The organism is Mycoplasma struthionis (assembly GCF_003855455.1).
Lineage (GTDB): Bacteria > Bacillota_I > Bacilli_A > Mycoplasmatales > Metamycoplasmataceae > Metamycoplasma > Metamycoplasma struthionis.
Map to the genome: position 1 here is coordinate 375,482 of NZ_CP034044.1, position 18,192 is coordinate 393,673.

The 18,192-nt window shown below is 25.8% G+C and carries 9 protein-coding genes; 8 read left to right on the forward strand and 1 reads right to left on the reverse strand.

The annotated features are described in order from the left end of the window. Positions 1-39: 39 nt before the first annotated feature. Positions 40-621 carry an ATP-binding cassette domain-containing protein gene (locus EGN60_RS01585; protein ID WP_245979622.1) on the forward strand — a complete coding sequence of 194 codons (582 nt, stop codon included), beginning with the start codon at positions 40-42 and terminating at the stop codon, positions 619-621. On the opposite strand, the gene EGN60_RS03530 is transcribed toward EGN60_RS01585, so the two are convergent. Continuing rightward, on the reverse strand, positions 599-763 hold the full coding sequence (locus tag EGN60_RS03530) for a hypothetical protein (RefSeq protein ID WP_245979623.1): 165 nt from the start codon (positions 761-763) through the stop codon (positions 599-601). The genes EGN60_RS01585 and EGN60_RS03530 overlap by 23 nt on opposite strands. Before the next feature lie 200 nt (positions 764-963). On the opposite strand from EGN60_RS03530, the gene EGN60_RS03615 reads away from it, so the two are divergent. The 7 genes from EGN60_RS03615 to EGN60_RS01615 all read left to right on the forward strand — a co-directional run bounded on the left by EGN60_RS03615 (position 964) and on the right by EGN60_RS01615 (position 18,186). Beyond that, complete coding sequence (locus tag EGN60_RS03615; protein ID WP_281272056.1) at positions 964-1,644, forward strand: P-type ATPase; 681 nt, start codon at positions 964-966, stop codon at positions 1,642-1,644. Further along, entirely contained in the window at positions 1,641-3,734 is a 2,094-nt protein-coding gene (gene mgtA, locus EGN60_RS01590; RefSeq protein WP_334198913.1) for a magnesium-translocating P-type ATPase, read from the forward strand. The genes EGN60_RS03615 and mgtA overlap by 4 nt, the downstream gene beginning before the upstream one ends. 91 nt (positions 3,735-3,825) lie before the next feature. Then, complete coding sequence (locus EGN60_RS01595) at positions 3,826-4,788, forward strand: ribose-phosphate pyrophosphokinase (RefSeq protein WP_124724350.1); 963 nt, start codon at positions 3,826-3,828, stop codon at positions 4,786-4,788. Continuing rightward, positions 4,772-5,488 carry a 16S rRNA (guanine(527)-N(7))-methyltransferase RsmG gene (gene rsmG, locus EGN60_RS01600; protein ID WP_124724351.1) on the forward strand — a complete coding sequence of 239 codons (717 nt, stop codon included), beginning with the start codon at positions 4,772-4,774 and terminating at the stop codon, positions 5,486-5,488. The genes EGN60_RS01595 and rsmG overlap by 17 nt, the downstream gene beginning before the upstream one ends. A gap of 6 nt (positions 5,489-5,494) precedes the next feature. Further along, the gene (locus tag EGN60_RS01605; protein WP_124724352.1) at positions 5,495-7,387 is read left to right on the forward strand and encodes a transglutaminase domain-containing protein; all 1,893 of its coding nucleotides are present in this window, start codon (positions 5,495-5,497) and stop codon (positions 7,385-7,387) included. A 106-nt stretch (positions 7,388-7,493) separates the two neighbouring features. Further along, positions 7,494-9,629 carry a hypothetical protein gene (locus tag EGN60_RS01610; protein WP_124724353.1) on the forward strand — a complete coding sequence of 712 codons (2,136 nt, stop codon included), beginning with the start codon at positions 7,494-7,496 and terminating at the stop codon, positions 9,627-9,629. Between the two features lie 163 nt (positions 9,630-9,792). Further along, entirely contained in the window at positions 9,793-18,186 is an 8,394-nt protein-coding gene (locus tag EGN60_RS01615) for an ABC transporter permease (RefSeq protein ID WP_124724354.1), read from the forward strand. Positions 18,187-18,192 lie beyond the last annotated feature (6 nt).

The window sequence follows — 18,192 nt, forward strand, 5'->3', positions numbered from 1 at the left end:
TTGTTTATAAAACACTATTTTTATTTATAATTTATTACTATGGAAATACAATTTAAAAACTATTTTGCTAAATATGAAAAAAAAGATCAAAACTTAGTTTTAGAAAATATTAATTTTTTAATTCCTCAAGGATCAATGGTTGCCATAATTGGGCCATCTGGCGCTGGTAAATCAACAATTTTTAATGCTATTTTAGATCAATTAGAAATTCAAAGTGGTGTTTTAGAAATAGATAATAAAAATTTAAAAGATTTATCTAAAAAAGAACATAAAAAATTACTGACAAAAATTGGATATTTAGGTCAAGAGCCAAATTTAATTGAAGATTTAAATGTATATGAAAACATTTTGCATTTATATTCGCAATATAAAAACTTTATTTTTACATTTTTTAAAATTTTAACTAAAAAACAAAAATTAGAAGTTTTTAGTGTTCTTGAAAAACTAGGAATTTTAGATAAAGCATTTATAAGAGTTTCTGAACTAAGCGGCGGTCAAAAACAAAGAGTTGAAATTGCTAAATTATTACTTCAAAAAAGTGAACTTATTTTGGCTGACGAGCCAACTTCTAGTCTTGATATTTTAAATGCAAAAGAAGTTATAAATCTTTTAAAAATATAAATAAAGAATTTAATACTACTGTTTTAGTTAATATTCATGATTTAAATTTATTAGCTGATAATTTTAGTCATATATTAGCAATTAAAAACGGTAAAGTTGTTTCTTTTGAGAATAATAAAAATAATTTAAATGAAGAATTCATTAAGGCACTTTATGAAAAAAACTCATAAAGTGCTTTTTATATTATTTATGTGGTAAAATAAAAATAACTAAAAAGAAAGGGAATTTTGTTCTATGGAAAATTCAAGTACAGGGCGGAGTAATAATAGCAAAACTTGTTTAAAAAAAGAACAAGTTCTCTTTTAATTATTCGCTCTTTTTAAAAAAATAAAAGGAGGAATTATGATAGCTAAAAATACTTTACAAAAATCAGCTAAACAACAAAAATTAGAAGCTGAACGTGAAGAAATTAAAAAACGTTTAATAATGGCTTCAGAAGCAAGCGAAGAAGAATTATTTAAAAAATATAATTCATCTTCAATAGGTATAGTAACTGAAGAGCAAGTTGAAGAAAATTGCGATGAATATGGTGAAAACAAAATAACTAAAAAAGGAGCTGATACAACTTGAAAAAGATTATTTAGATCATTTTTCAATCTTTTTAATGTTATTTTAATTGTTTTGGCCGGCGTTTCAATGGTAGTTGACGTTATTTTGCCAATTGTTCAAAATAATAAACAAGACTTAAATTTTATAACCATGACTATTATTTTAGTAATGGTATTTTTAAGTAGTATTATTCATTTTATACAAGAACAAAAAAGTGCTTCGAGTGCTTCAAAATTAATTGAAATAATTGAAACGACGTGTTTAGTTGAAAGAAATGGAGTTTTAAAAGAAATTCCAATGGATGAAATAGTTGTAGGTGATATTGTTCACTTTGCAGCTGGTGACATTATTCCTGGTGATGTAAGAATTTTAAAAGCTAAAGACTTATTTGTTTCACAAGCTTCTTTAACTGGCGAAAGTGAACCAATTGAAAAATATAATATGTTAGCAAAAAAGAAAGTTATGACAATATAACTAACCGTCATAATTTAGCTTTTATGGGATCAAATATTATTTCAGGTTCAGCTAAAGCTATAGTAATAGTGGTTGGAAATGATACTTATATTGGACAAGTTGCTTCTAAAGTAAATGAAAAACAAGTACCAACCTCTTTTGAAAAGGGAATTAAAAAGATTTCAATAATGTTAACAATAATTATGGCTTCAATAATTCCTATTGTGTTTTTAATTGTTGGTTTAACAAATAGAACTGATTCAAAAGCTTGAATTAATGCACTACTATTTGGTATTTCTATTGCAGTCGGTTTAACGCCTGAAATGCTACCAATGATTGTAACAGCGTGTTTATCTAAAGGTGCTATTGCAATGAGTAGAGCTAAAACCATTGTTAAGAATATAAATTCTATTCAAAACTTTGGAACAATGGATATTTTATGTACTGATAAAACAGGTACATTAACACAAGATGAAGTTATTTTAGAACGTCATTTAGATGTTAATGGTAAAAGTGATGCACACGTTTTAAAATATGCATTTTTAAATTCATTTTATCAAACAGGTCTTAAAAATCTATTAGATAAATCAATTATTAATAGAACAATGGAATTGGCTGATGAATTAAAATCATTAGAAAATTTAGAGTTGCATTACGATAAAATTGACGAAGTTCCCTTTGATTTTAATCGTAAAAGAATGTCAGTTTTAGTTAAATCAATTAAAAATGATAAAGTTACATTAATTACAAAAGGTGCAGTTGAAGAAATAATTAATGTTTGTTCAAAAATTTATTTAGATGGTAAAGTTGTTGAACTAGACAAAAAAATAATTAAAAAAGTTTTAAGAAAAGTTGAAGAATTTGGGGAAGAAGGAATGCGTGTTATTGCAGTCGCTTCTAAAAAATCAGATATAAATGCAGTTGGTAAATTATCAGTTGTTGACGAAAAAGATATGACCTTAATTGGTTATTTGACTTTCTTAGATCCACCTAAACATTCAGCAGAATCATCAATTCAAAAATTACATAATTTAGGTGTAGAAGTTAAGATTTTAACAGGTGATAATCCACTAGTTACAAAAGCAGTTTGTGCTAAGGTAGGTATTCCATATAGTCGTATTTTAATTGGAAAAGATATTAATGATATGACTGATGAACAACTGGCAATCGAAGTTGAAAGAACTCAAATATTTGCAAAATTAAGTCCAGATCAAAAAGCAAGAATTATTGAAATTTTACGTAAAAATGGTCATGTTGTTGGATATATGGGAGATGGAATAAATGATGCTCCTGCTATGAAAGTTGCTGACGTTTCAATTTCTGTTGATACTGCAGTTGATATTGCAAAAGAATCAGCTAATATAATACTTTTAGAAAAAGATTTAAATGTTTTAGCTACTGGAATTATTGAAGGTAAAAAAACACATGCAAACATTAATAAATATGTAAAAATGACCGTTTCTTCAAACTTTGGTAACATTTTTTCAATAATATTCGCTTCAATTTTATTACCATTTATTCCAATGGCTCCTGTTCAAATAATTTTCTTAAATTTAATTTATGACTTTTGTTGTGGAACGTTGCCATGAGACAATGTTGATAAAGAGTTTATTCAAAAACCAAGAAAATGAGAACATAAATCGATTTGGCGCTTTATGCTCTGATTTGGACCAGTTAGTTCTATAGTTGATTTAATGACGTTTTTAATTCTATATTATGTTTTTATTCCAACTATTTCAATAAATGGCTCAGCTTTAGGTCAATATAAACAAATTACTTCTTTAGAAAATCAACAAGCATTTAAAGAACTATTTTGAACAGGTTGACTAATAACCTCTATGTGAACTCAAACTATAATAATTCATTTTATAAGAACTAATAAAATACCATTTATTAAATCAAATGCTTCAACGCCTGTTTTAATAATGACTATAGTAGCAGTTGGTATAGTAACATCTATAGCATACGTTCCTAAAGTTAATTCATGACTTCAATTAAGAGCCTTACCTGCAATGTTTTATGCTTGACTTGGTCTGTTTTTATTAAGTTATATAATATTAGTTCAAATAGTAAAAATTATTTACAAAAAAATATATAAAGAATTTTTATAAAAAATGCGATTTTACTTTCGCATTTTTATTTATAAAATAAAAAACTTATTTATTATAGTAAAATATAGATGTATTTATATAGGAGTGAAATATGAGTTTTAAAGATGAAAATGTCATAGTATTTGGCATGAATAATTCACTTGAACTAGCTAAAGAAATAGGTAGTGTTTTAAAAACAGAAGTAAGTGAAGTTGGTCAAATCACTTTTAAAGATGGAGAAGATTTATTATATTCTTATGATACTGTTAGAAATAAAACAGTTTTTATAATTTGTAATACTTCATCACCAGTTAATGATAATTACATGAAATTATTTATATTTGTTGATTCTTTAAAAAGAGCATCAGCAAAAAGAATAATTTGTGTAATGACTTATTATGGTTATTCTAGACAAGATAGAAAAGTTCAAGGACGTCAGCCCATAACTGCTCGTTTAATGGCTGATTTATTAGAAAGAAGTGGAGTAGATAAAGTCATTGCAATTGACTTACATAATCCTTCAATTCAAGGTTTTTTTAACATCCCAGTAGATGATTTAAGAGGACATTTTATTTTTTCAAAAGAACTTAAGAATCGTAATGAGAAATTTACAATAGTCTCACCAGATCATGGGGGCGCTGTTAGAGCAAGACAACTATCTGAACTTTTAAATAATGAAGAAGAAATAGCTATTATTGATAAAAGAAGAACAGCTCCAAATGTTTCTGAAATAGTAAGTGTTTTAGGTAATGTTAAAGATAAAAACGTTGTAATATATGATGACATTATAGATACAGGTGGAACTATTTTACATGCAGCAGAAGCTTTAAAAAAACAAGGCGCAAAAAAAATTATTATTGCTGCTACACACGGTTTATTTTCATGCGGATTTGAAACTTTTGAAAATAGTGAAATAATAGATGAAGTAATAATAACAAATTCAATAGATCATAGCAATTTAAAACATTTTTCAAAAATTAAAATTTTATCTTTAGCTCAATTTTTAGGTCTTGTAATTAAAGCTAATGTTGAAAACACATCTATAACCGAAATTTATCATGCTTACAGTAAATAAATTTATTGACCTTATTCAAACTCATTTAGATATTCAAGACAATCAAATTTTAAATAATCTATATAAATATTATGAACTTGTTGAAATAGAAAATCAAAAATATAATTTAACAGGTTACAGAGATGAAAAACTAGTTAATGAAGGCATTATTGAATCTATTTTAATTTTTATAAATATAGAAAAAGAGATTTTAAATTTAGATAATAAAAAAGTTTTAGATATTGGCTCTGGTGCTGGTTTTCCTATCATTCCTTATAAAATTTATAGACCAAATTTAGATATAACAATTTATGAGCCAATGCAAAAAAGAGTTAACTTTTTAAATATGGTTATAAATGATTTATCACTTCAAAATATAATAGTCAAAAAAATAAGAGCAGAAGAATCAAATGAAGAATATAAATTTGACTTTATTTCAGCTAAAGCAGTTAGTGAATTAAAAAACTTAATTGAAATAAGCTTTAATTTAGGCAAAAAAAATGGAGTTTTTTGCTTTTTAAAATCAAAAAATTACCAAAATGAAATCAATAATGCATCAAAAATAATAAATACGTTTAAAATAGACACAAAAATTAAAAAAGTAATAAATCCATTTGGATATGAAACAAACTTAATTTTTTATAATAAAACAATCAATAATTTAGAAAATTACCCACGTAAATGATCTTTTATAATAAAAGATGATTTAAAGAAAGTTTAGGCAAATATGAAATCAAAAAAATTACTAATTTTACTAACTCCAGCAGCTTTAGCAATTCCTATGATGGCAGCTTCTTGTGATTTTGGCTCTAAAAAAAGTTCTGGACCTATTTTAGTTTCTACAACAGGAAGTGACGGAATTAGTTCAGGAGGTTCTTCATCATCAAACGGAAATACTAATTCGAATTCTTCAGCTAACTCATCTTCAAATTCAGGAAGCGCTGGAAGTTCAAATGGATCAGGTAGCTCAGCAAATGGTAACTCAGCTAATATAAACCCTGGTTCTACAAATACAAACGAAAGACCATCAAATGATAGCCCTAGTTCACAACCTCCCGTAAATCCACCTAGTGCACCAGTTAATAATGGTCCTACTCTAGGTATGTCACCAGAGGCAAACTTTTCTTTTGTTTTTATGGAAAGAAATATACAAAGTTTAGCTCCTAGAGCTAATAAACTTCCTGCCGATTTAAAAGCTAAATATGATGAAGCTTTGCAGAAACTTCGTGATTTCAAAAGAAAGCCCGCTACAAAGGAAGCATTAAAAGAATTTAAAGAATTCGAAAAAACTTTTTATACACTGATGTCAGAATTAAACAAAGCTTTACAAACAATTTCGGCAAATGCAGATTCTTCAAGTTATGCTTCTGTTGAAGAGATTAGAAATGCCTGAATAGAAGCAATTAAACATTTAAAGGATGAACCATTAATTAAAAATCCAACTCCTGAAGATCCTAATAATGTTATAGTTCCTACTGCGACAGTAACTTATCCTGAAGGAAAAGTTGTTCGTAATCAAGAAGCTTTTGCTGCTGTTCAAGAATTTATGAAAGATGATTTAACAAATTACCCTTTTCTTTCTATAGCAAGTAATGGCAGATGAATATTTAAAAATGGTCTTCCAGGTGAAATTGGGACTACAATATTTCAAAAAAATGATTTAGATGCTGCTGGGTTAGCCAAAAGAGAGTGAGCTAAAGAATTTATATTGTCTCAATTTTACGATGGAATGCCCACTTTAGAAAAAGCATATGTAATAATGAAATTTGTTACAGAAAATTTAAATTACTCAGATAAAAAAGGTAAATTTTTAGAAACAGCTTATATAGATCACTATGGTGTATGTAAAGAATATGTAGATATGATGATGTGATTACTATCAGCTGCTCACATTCCATATAAAGTTGGTACTGGAGATGCACATATCTTTTTAGCATATCAATTAGAAGATAAAACCTGAGTCTATGCCGATCCAACATTTGTTGACACTGGAAACAGTACAACAGGGGAAAACTCAGTAGATCAAATTATTGGTCAACCTTCAACACCAGAATTAGATGGTTCTGCTGCATTTAATACTTATAGAACAACTCAAAGTGTTGAATTAGATGATAGACCAGGAGAAAAAACTGGTTGATCATGATCATATTTTCCTTATGATTTAGATATTCCAAAAGATAAAGTAATAACAAAACAATTTTTTGATTCTCATTTTATGAATACAATTTGAGAACTTGCAAGTAGAGAAAGCAATTACAGCAGACTTTCTGCCTTTCAATACTACCATGGCAACTTTTACTATATTTGAAAGGAAAACGATTCTAGTCCATTTAAAATAAAAATATTAAATGCAAAAAATAACACTACTACTGATTTAAATGTTACTGGTCTAACAATTGCAAAACCTCTTTTAAATGAATATAACGGAAAATTATTCTTTTTAAAAAATGATACAACAGTAATGAAGTTAGATTTAACAAATGGTAATCAAATTAGTGAGTTTTATAAATCTAATGTGCCTATAAAAACTATGAATTTATTAAGAGATACAAAAGATGCTAAACTAATTATTAATGGTGCAGATGCTACTACAAAAATTGAAAAATTAATTAATTCATAATTTTGCCAAAATCAGGAATTTCCTGATTTTGTTTTTTAATTTTTACTAATAATATATAAAATTTTATTTTTTATATTACAATTTATATACTTTTAGGAGAAATTGTATGAAAATGAAAAAAGCAACTTTAATATTAATATCAAGTTTAATAGCTACATCAGCTATTAGTTTGTCATGTGAAAATACGATTTCAAAACTAAATAATAAATCTAAGCCGGTTTTTGTAACTATTGAAGAAGATGAAAGAACAAATAGCAAAAATAGCGAAGATTTAAATAAAAAAGAAACAAAAGAAAATGATAGAATTTTGCCTCCAAGTGAAAAAGAAAAAAATCTTTTAGAAGATAAAACTAAAATATCTAAAAAACCAAAGGAGACTATAAATACTCCACAAGAGAAAAAACCTATTAGTGAGCCAGAAAAAATGGAATCTCAACCAAAAACACCTTCTTTAAATAATTTAAATAATAAAACAAATAAAGAAAATGTAGTGGCATCAAATGAAGAAAATCAACCCGAAGTCTCAACTAAAAATAATGAAATAGAAGGTGAAAATGCTTCACCAGTAAATAAACCTACAGTTTCTGATGCAAGTAATGAAAATGAAGTTTCAGCTTCTAAACCTACTACTGAACCTAAAACACCAGCAAGAGAAACTACTGTTGAAACATTACCAAGTTTAAATGAAAATAATAATACTTCACCTGCAGAAACAACTACTACAATAGAAAACCCAGCGCCTCAAAATGAACCTGAATCTGACAATCATAATATTAATGAACCTTTTGTAGCAATCACTGGCGAACCATTAAGAAAATTAGGATTAATGAGAAATGGGCTAATGATTTATGCTACATCATTAAGAACCTTACCTTTAGAATTGCAAAATGAGTGATCTCAAAAAATGAATAATATTGAAGAATTAATGAATGCATCAGCAACCGAAGCAAATCTTCAAAAAATTAATGATTTAGAAACTAGTTTTAATGAATTTGTTTTAAAACTAAGACAAGCAATTGAAAATGCAAACAGCTCAATTTCAAATGATAAATTATTATCTAAAGTAGAAATAAGAAACTTATGAATAAAAGCAATTAAAACACTTGAACATCAAAAAAGAGGTTCAAGTGTCACTGTAACTTATCCTAAAGATAAAGTAGTTTTAGTTTCTACAGTTTTCGATGCTTTACAAGATTTTTTACAATTTGATTTAGTAAATTTACCTTATTTATCAGTAGCAAGTCAAGGACCTTGAACTTTTAGGGTTGCTAAACAAGGTCAAATAAGTGAGACTATTTTTCAAAGAAATGATTTGAATACAGAAGGTTTAAAAATAAGAGAATTTCAAAAAAATTATGTACTTTCATTATTTTATGAAGGTATGAGCATAGCTGAAAAAGCATATGTGATAATGAAATATGTAACTGAAAATTTAAATTACTCAGATAAAAATGGTAATTTTTTACAAACTGCATACGAAAATCATTGAGGTGTATGTAAAGAGTATGTTGATTTAATGACCTATTTATTATCAGCTGCAAATATAAGATATAAAATCGGGACTGGTGAAACTCATATCTTTTTAGTTTATCAATTAGATGATAATAAATGGGCATATGCCGACCCTACTTTTGTTGATACTGATGGTTCAACAACTGGTGAAAAAGCAAAAGTCGAAATTATTGGTCAAACATCTACTTCTAGTATTGATTCTTCTTCAGCATTTCAAACTTTCAAATTAAATCAAAGTGTTAAATTAGATAAAAACCCAGTTGAAACAAGAAGTTCTTGAAGTTATTTTCCATATGATCTAGATATAAAAGATGGTGAGTTAATAGACCAAAATTATTTTGATAGTCATTTTATGAAAACAATTTATGAATATACTTGAATTTATCGTGACAATAGAATATCAGCCTTTCAATTTTATAAAGGAAAATTTTATTTCATTTTAAAAGAAAATAACACTTTTAAACTAAAAGTATTAGATGCAAAAACTAACAAAATTATTGATTTAAATTTATACTTAAAAATAGCAAAACCATTACTAAATGAATATAATGGAAAACTTTATTTTTTAGAAACTGATAGAAAAATAAAGACTTTAGATTTAAAAAATGGTAATGCAGTTGCTGATTTTTATAACTCAACTGAGGTAATAAAGGACTTACATTTACAAAGATTTTCAGAGCAAGCAAAGCTTGTTGTAAACAAAAATATTTTAGTTAATATACAAAAATAAGACCTTTAGAGTCTTATTTTTTTTGTTTAATTTATGTCATAAAAAGCCCTAAAAATTAAATTTTTTGTGCTTTTAGACGTCTATAAGACGTTTAGGACAACAAAATTTTAAATTTTGTTATAATTATTTATATTTTATTTGCCAGCAAATCTAAGGAGAAAATATGCGAAGACTCTTTAAAGAAGTATTCAAATCGCTGTCAAGAAATAAAGTAACTTTAGTTTGTTTAACTATTTTAATTTTCTTAACAACTTTTTTATTTACTTTATTAAATGACGTTAAAGTTAGTTTTTCATCAACTGTTAATTCATATGACAAAGTATCTCGCCTACATGATGTAACAGTTGATTTAGATGTTAACCCATCAGGTGTTATTCCTAATTCCGGTTATAGCCAAGTGGGTAAAGACAACGTTACTTTAACAAATGATCCAATAAAATTTGCTGCATCTAAAAATGGCAGTGATATTTCGTATTCAATTTCTATTAAACCTGAAGAACAAAATTATATAAAATTAAAAAACCGTTTTGAAAACTGAAATATAGACAATGATAATTTATATATCAGTACTGAGGATTTTATGAGATTTTATTATTCTCAAAAAGATCCTGGTTCTAGTGTTGCTTTTGAAGTTCAAAAACAAAATCCTGACCCAAATAAAATAAGAGAATTTACATTCTTTGGTTCAGATAGAAAATTTAAATTATATAAAAAAGAAAATAATAAATTCGTTCCAGTAACTCAGCATATTTCATTAGCCCAAAATCAAACTTTTAAGTTATTACACGAACCCACATTAAATGATATTGCTAGAGTTGCATTTGCACCAAGAGGAGCAAATGCTGCACAAATAGAAAAAGATTATTTATTTTCACCTAATCCTTTGTTTATAAATATTGAAACAAAAGAAGCTTCATATGCTACTGAAGATTATGATAGATGAAATTCTCAAAATACTTTAATTGTTATACCGGCTGAAAAAGCTATTCAATTATTAGGCTTTAGAAAAGACGGTAATAATGATAAATATTATTTTAATAAAAATTTAAATTCAACTTCTGATTTACAATTAGACTCAAACTTTAGCAGTACTGATACTACTTTAAATATTAGAGATAAAATTAAAACAAATTTTTCATTAAATAAATATTTACAAAATAATAGAATTGAAAGAGATATAGATACTTTTACTTCATTAAAATCAGCAACTACTTATAAAATACCAGAAGACTGAATAAGAAAAACTGAAACAGAAGTTTATTTTAATTGATATCGTCAAATTTTAAACTGAAATAATGAACTAGATGAAGATAATTCTAACTGAAAAGGTTCATATTTAAAATTTATAAGTGATTTTAAAGAAACTAATCCAGATGAATATAACAAGCTTCTTTATTTATCATATTGAAATAAAACAATTGTAACAAAATATAGCATAGGTGATTATGCTAAAGAAACATTAGAACAAACAGTTCCTATTACAAAAGAAGATACTTTAACTGTTTTTAAAGAACCTTGAGAAGGTGGAAAAGAAAATCCAAAAATTAAAGTTTTTCATCTAAATTTAGAACATCAAAAACTTAATAATATTAAACAAGTTGAATTTAAAGAATTTGGTTCAAATCCTATTAGTGATAGAGAATTTTTGAAAATTTCAAATGTTAATCAATTAAAAACTGCACAAGATTTTATTTCTAAATCTGCAACTAATTTTGCTCGTTCATCTATTATTAATTCTCTTAAAAAAGAAGTAGGAGAAGAGAACTTAGGTTTAAGACAAACAATTACAGTTGAAACAGTTAATGAAGAAACTGGAAAGAAAAATGTTTACCATTTTGTTAATGTTGGAAATGAAAAAAATACAGTTTTAGATATTAAACAAAATGTTGATAAATTATATAATGAAACATTAAACCCAGGTTATTTAAACAGCTCAATAACTAATGAAAATGTTGATAAATTTGTTTTAAAACCAGATCCAAATGATAAATATATTAGAAAGATTCCTTCAGTATATACTAAAGATTTAATCGAATATACTTTAAAACAATTTACACCAGATATTAATTATTTTAATGCTGACATTAGATTTGATACTTATTATGACTATTTACCTAATACTGAAATTCCTTATCCAGTAAAAGGTAAAATTTTAGCTATAACAACAGCAACACCAGAACTTAAAAACCCAAAAGGGTCAACATTAATTGGTGGTATTGCTAAAGTTAAAGATGATCAATACATTATTTTAAGATATTCACCTATTAAAGGCTTTGTTAATAATAATGTTTGAAATAAAGTAAAAATTAATAATAAAGAATATTTATCATTAAATGAACTTTATGACTATTTAGTAACTCAAAACTACACAGTTAGAGGAGAAATAGGACCTAATGGTTGAGCTAAAGTTAATGAAGAATTTAAAAACTCGATTTCTTTACCAATCAGCTTTGGAGCAATTAATAATGAATTCGTTCAAGAAATTATTCAAAAAAATTCAATTCAAAGTTTAGTTCAAAAAGTTAGAGATATTATTTTAAATTCAGATTTAAGAAAACTATTTAATAAAGATGATTTATATCGTTTCTTTGAAGCTGGTTCTCAAAGTGTTCAATCAAACGGTTTTCATACTTTATTAGCGGTTGGTAAAATTAATGGTCAAATTACCACAAAAGTATTATTAGATATTTTAAAATTTATAATTAAACCAATTAATCATAGCAATAATAAAAACTTAGAATTTGCAAACACTAATGCTAATACTTTAATTAAAAAAATATTTAACAATATTATTACTTATTTACAACAACAATATAAAAATTCAGGAACTACTCAACAAGAAAGAGATGACTTTTTATTAGAACAAATTCATAATATTTCAGGATTTTTAAATTTAAATTCTCTATATTTAATTCCTCAAATCAAATTTTCAATTAGAGATGCTTTAGATTTAATTAAAGACAAAAATGAAATCTTTGAATTTTTAAAATCAATTGTAAATTCAGTTGACTTTATTAAGTTTTCAGCCATTATACAAGATTGATATGAAAAACATCCATACAAACCTTTCACTGCAATTAATGATACTTATTGATCATTATCAAATGAAAGAATTTTATTAAGTTTACTTCAATCTTTAGATGAATATAAAATAAAAACAGCAATAAATAATTTAATAAACCAATTAGATTTTTCAAAATTACTAAATCCAGATAGCCCAAGAAGTTTATATCAAAAATGAATAAATTCAAATACTTTAGTTAATAATGTAATTTCAGATAATGAAAAAGCTGAAATGAGAAAAATATTTATTAAACTAAATGGATCAAAAGACGGAACATTAAGTTATACAAACATCAATAAAGGTTTATTTGAAATATTTAGCCAATTTAATTTAGCTCGTTTTACTCAATCGTTAAATAAATTAATTAAACACGATAATTATCCAATTTCATCTAACAATAAAATCTTTAAAGACTTTAACACTGAATCATTAACTAAAAACGATTATATTGCTGCCTTTTTATCAGCAATTAACTCTTCATATGATGGGATAGTTTCTTCAGGTAAGATTTCACAAATTCAAGCTGCTATAATCAAAATGTTTAATTTATCTAATAAAACAGATATAGCATCAAAAACATTGAACTTAGCAATTCCAGCTGCTGATGAAAATAAACTTTCATTATTAGATATTCCAACATTATTAAAATTAAATTTCCCAGTTAATGAAACTGAAATTAAAAATGAAAATAATGCACCTCAAGCAATAAACGAATTTTCTATTGATGATGTTAATAAAATTTTATTTAAAGTTCAAAAAGCAATAGAAAACAAAACACTAATTAATTTAACTTTAGATGAATATAAGTTTTTAGAAAATAAAGTTTTAGTAACCAAACAAGATCTTCAAAATCTTGAAATAATAAAACAAAAAATTGAAGCTTATAAAAGCTATATTCAAAAACTTTTATATGTTAATTATTTAAATAAAAATCAAAACTATAATTTTTCAGAAGATAATGCTGAAAATATTAAAGCTGCAAGTTATGGAGATTTAGCTTATCGTTCAGCAATATTTAATGATAATGCTCCTGGCCATGAAAATGATTCACAAATTCTAAAAACATTACATAGTGTTTTAGCTAATAGTTTTGTTTCATCAATGTTAGGAAAAGATCCAGCTAATTTAATTAGACAATCTTTAGGTGTCTTTAGTTTATGAACCAAACTTGGTTATAATTTAAATAAATTAGCTAATGTTACTGAAAAAATTATTATTGATTCAAAAACTGATGATAGATATAGAGAATTCCATTATGATAAATTCCTAACTTATGATCAAATAACTTTAGTTTTACAAGAATTATTTAAAGTAGCAAATGATAATGAAATTAAAGCTAAGATGGCTAATTATAATGCTGTAATTAATCCAATTCCAAGTATGGGTATTTTAGGAAGTGATGACACATTTAGAGCTAAACTTTTAAAAGTAGCTTATGCTAATGCTCAAAATACTGAAGCAAACAAAGTTTTAGTTTCTTTAATTTCATCAAGCCCACAATTTAGCACTTTCTTTAATAATTTAAGAAAAGCAAATATTAATGAAAAAACAATTGAAGAAATTAAAAAGATTTTATTAGCTAACTCAAATGAAATTACATATAATTTTGGTTTAATAGCTTCCGCTAATGAAATGCCAACTTATTATTTAGAATCAATTAAAACATTTATTGATTCATTTATAAAAACATCTCATTCAGCATCTAATTCTTTAGTTCCTTTAGTCTTAAATGATCAAGATTTTGATATTTTATATAAAAATACTTTAGAAGCTGCACAACTACCTTCTTATTTATCATTATTAAATATTCCAAGAAGTGTTGTTAATCCTCTAACATTCATGAGTTTTCCTCAAATTGCTTTATATTATTTATTAAGTCCAAATCCAAATGAAGGTAATTTAGCTTATGTTATTTCTAAAATTTTAAATAACTTGCAAAATGCTGACGTTAATGAATTAAAAAATAATATAGCTGCTATTACTCAAGAATTTAATTTCGTTTCAACCACATTTGAAACTCAAAATGATAATGCAGTTTCACTTGACATGTCTTATTTTAATTATTTAGTAAACCATGTCTTTAAAAATCCTGAAGGTAAAGATTTAAATTTCTTTAATATTAATATTTCTAAAATAGCTAAAGATTATATAAAAAGTTTAATTGAACCAGTTGTTATAGCTAACCAATTAGTTTATACAGATTCAGGTTCATATTTAGCAAAAGTAAGCTATGGTTATTTATCTAAAAATAAAAAAGAACCTTATACAGGAGACATTTCAAAATATTTATCTAAACCTTTTGAAATGCAAGACTTTATAAGAAATCTAGACGATAAATATAAAATAATAGTTAATAATCAACAATATTTAATTATTGGTGTTGATAATACAGCTGATTATTTATATCCTGTAGTTAATGAAGAAAATATTCAAGTTGATACATCAAATCAAGCTATTGTTTTTGTTAATAGTAAAGGGTTTGATAGAATTTATTCAGCTTATCCTACTTTTGCTTTAAAAACTTATGTTTTAGTAAAAGCGCCAGTAGATAAAAAAGGTAATTTTATTAAAGGAAAAGATCCAAAATCTTTAAAAGCTAAATTTAATGATATTGTTTCAACTATATCAGCTTCACAAACTCAAAAAGCTTATTTAAAAGATGAACAAGATCCAATTAACCCTGAGCGTTATATTAGAGTTGTTACAATTAGATCTATTATTACATCTATAAGAAATGCGACACTATATTTAGTTTTAGTTCTTTCATTATTAGTTTCATTTATTGTTTACTTTATTATTAAAAGATATATTGAAGCACGTAATAAAGTTATTGGTATTTTAAGAGCACAAGGATATAAATCTGGTGAAATAGCGCTTTCATTTGCCGCTTTTGGTTGACTTCCATCAACGGTTGGTGCTATAATGGGATACATTTTAGGTTTTGCTTTACAAAAGTCGGCAATGAATGTTTTATCAAGTTACTGAACTTTAGAAACTGTAATAATTCCATTTAGTACATATGCTATGCTTTTAACTATTTTAGTTCCAATATTCTTTACTTCTGGATTAATATTTATAATTACAAGATTATCAGTTAAGAAAAAACCTACTGAATTAATGAGTGGACTAACTGAAGTTGCAATTGGTAATTTAGGTCAAAGAATATCTTCATTATTTAGAAGATGGCCTATTAAAATTAGATATATTGCAGCTATGGCTTTAAATAACTTCTGAAAAATGTTTTCACTATTTTTAGCTTTCTCAACTACTTCATTGATTTCAATGTTCTTCTTATCTTCAAATAATGTCTTTAATAAAACAATTTCTAAAACATATAAAGATAGATTATACAAATTTAAACTAGATTTAGAATCACCTACAACTGAAGGTGGACCTTATGTAACTTATAATAAACAAGATATTAATTCGTTATTATATGTTCCAAATGATTTGGCTGGTAATACAGGAAATGGAGGAAGTCAATTAGATTATGACAACCCTAATTTCTTAAGACCTGGTGAATCATTTAATACTGATGTTATTCATCATAAATTTGATCCAACAGTTATTACAAAATCATCACTAGATTTATTAATGGATCTATCAGTTGAGTTAAGTCCATGAGACATTACTTATGCAAATATGCCTGAAACTCAAAGGGCTCGGGTTGCTCAAATATTCAATAGAATTTCTCTTGAAATGCAAAACACTCAACAGTTAATTAATCTTAAAAAATTAGCTAATGGTGATAGTAACTATCGTGAAGTTAATACTGATTATGATGATTATACTAACATTATTGCTGTTAAGGATTTAAATAAATTCTTAAGTGATTATAAGGCTAATAAACTTGAAGATTTAAGTAATAGAACTGGATTCTTTATATTCTTAGGACAACAATTTGGTGCTGGAAGTTCAAATAAAGATGATAGAATTTCACGTCAATTCTACTACATTGAATGAGACGCTGCAAATGCTACATATTTAAAACCAAAAAGAGTTTCAACTTCAAGTTTTAGAACTCAATATCGTGACTTTTTAGTAGATGCTTATTCAAAATTAACTGGAAATGATTTCTTTACATCATTTGGTGGGGTATTTTGAAATGATCAAACAAATGAAAAATATACTTATGCAAAAACATTAATTAATGGAAGAGAAAATAGAATTTATGGTTATTATGATGATTCTGAGTTTATTAAACTATACAACTCAAAAGGTCAAAATTTAACTCAAAAATTAAGAGCTTATAATTATAAATTTGATTCAAACGACCCTGTTCCAGTAATTGTTAATGAAGTTGCTGCAAGACGGTTCCATTTAAAACCTGGTTCAATATTTAGTGCTAAATTATTAAACCACGTTGACCGTTTTGCTTATAGAGCCTTATTACAAGAACCACCTAAATTAGATTATAAATTTAGAGTTATTGATATTTCAGAAACTTATATTAACCTTGAAATTGTTTCAAGAAAAGATATTTTAGATCATATTCTAGGTTATGATACTTTATCTAAACGGCTAAAAGATGCAAGACAATATGAACTTGATAATCAAATTGCTTTAGATCCTGAAAACGAACAAAAATATAGAGAAATTTTTGATAGAAAATATGACGCATTTAATGGTATATTATCAAATGATGATACACCTGTTCAAACAATCGACACTCTAACTACTTATTCATTATTAGGATTCTGAGGGGCTGCTGCTTCTTATGATGTTGCTTCTGCTTCTTCTGAAAGTATTTGAAACTTCTTTAAGAGAATATTTATTTCAGATCCTTCAGTAAGATATAAATCAGTATATGAACACAACGTTGAAGCTTATAATGAAGCTCATCCAGATGCTAATTTAGATTACAAAACTCAACTTAAAAAGTTACTTGATATAAATGATGAACAATTGGCTGAAATTGTTTCATTAAAATCAACTAATGAAAAATATAAAAACTTAGCTTTATCTACTTTAACTAAGTTTTTCGGAACTCAACCAACAACTATATATGGTAAAACAATATTAAATGGTGCTTCATTTGATGTTAATAGTAAAGACATTGAAGCAAGCTTTATTTCAGGTATTTCAAATACTGTTAATACAATTCTTTTAGCATTTATTATTGTTTCATTAATAATTTCTATAGTTATATTAGTTGTTATTACTAATATAATGATTGCTTCAAATCAAAGATCAATAGCAACTTTTTCTATTCTTGGTTATACAAATAAAGAAAAAGTATTCTTGTTCTTCTTTAACTATGTACCCGCAATTTTATTTGCTTGTTTATTAATGATTCCAGTTACTCTTTCAATAATTGCAGTCTTTAATACATTTATGATGGTAACAAGTCAAATAGTTCTACCACTAATTTTACATTTATCAGCAATTGTTCTGTCTACTGTTATTTGTTTAACAGTCTTCACAATTACCTCTGTTGCTACTTGAAAAAGCTTAAATAAAATAAAAGCTGTCGATGCTCTGAAAGGAAAATAATGAAAG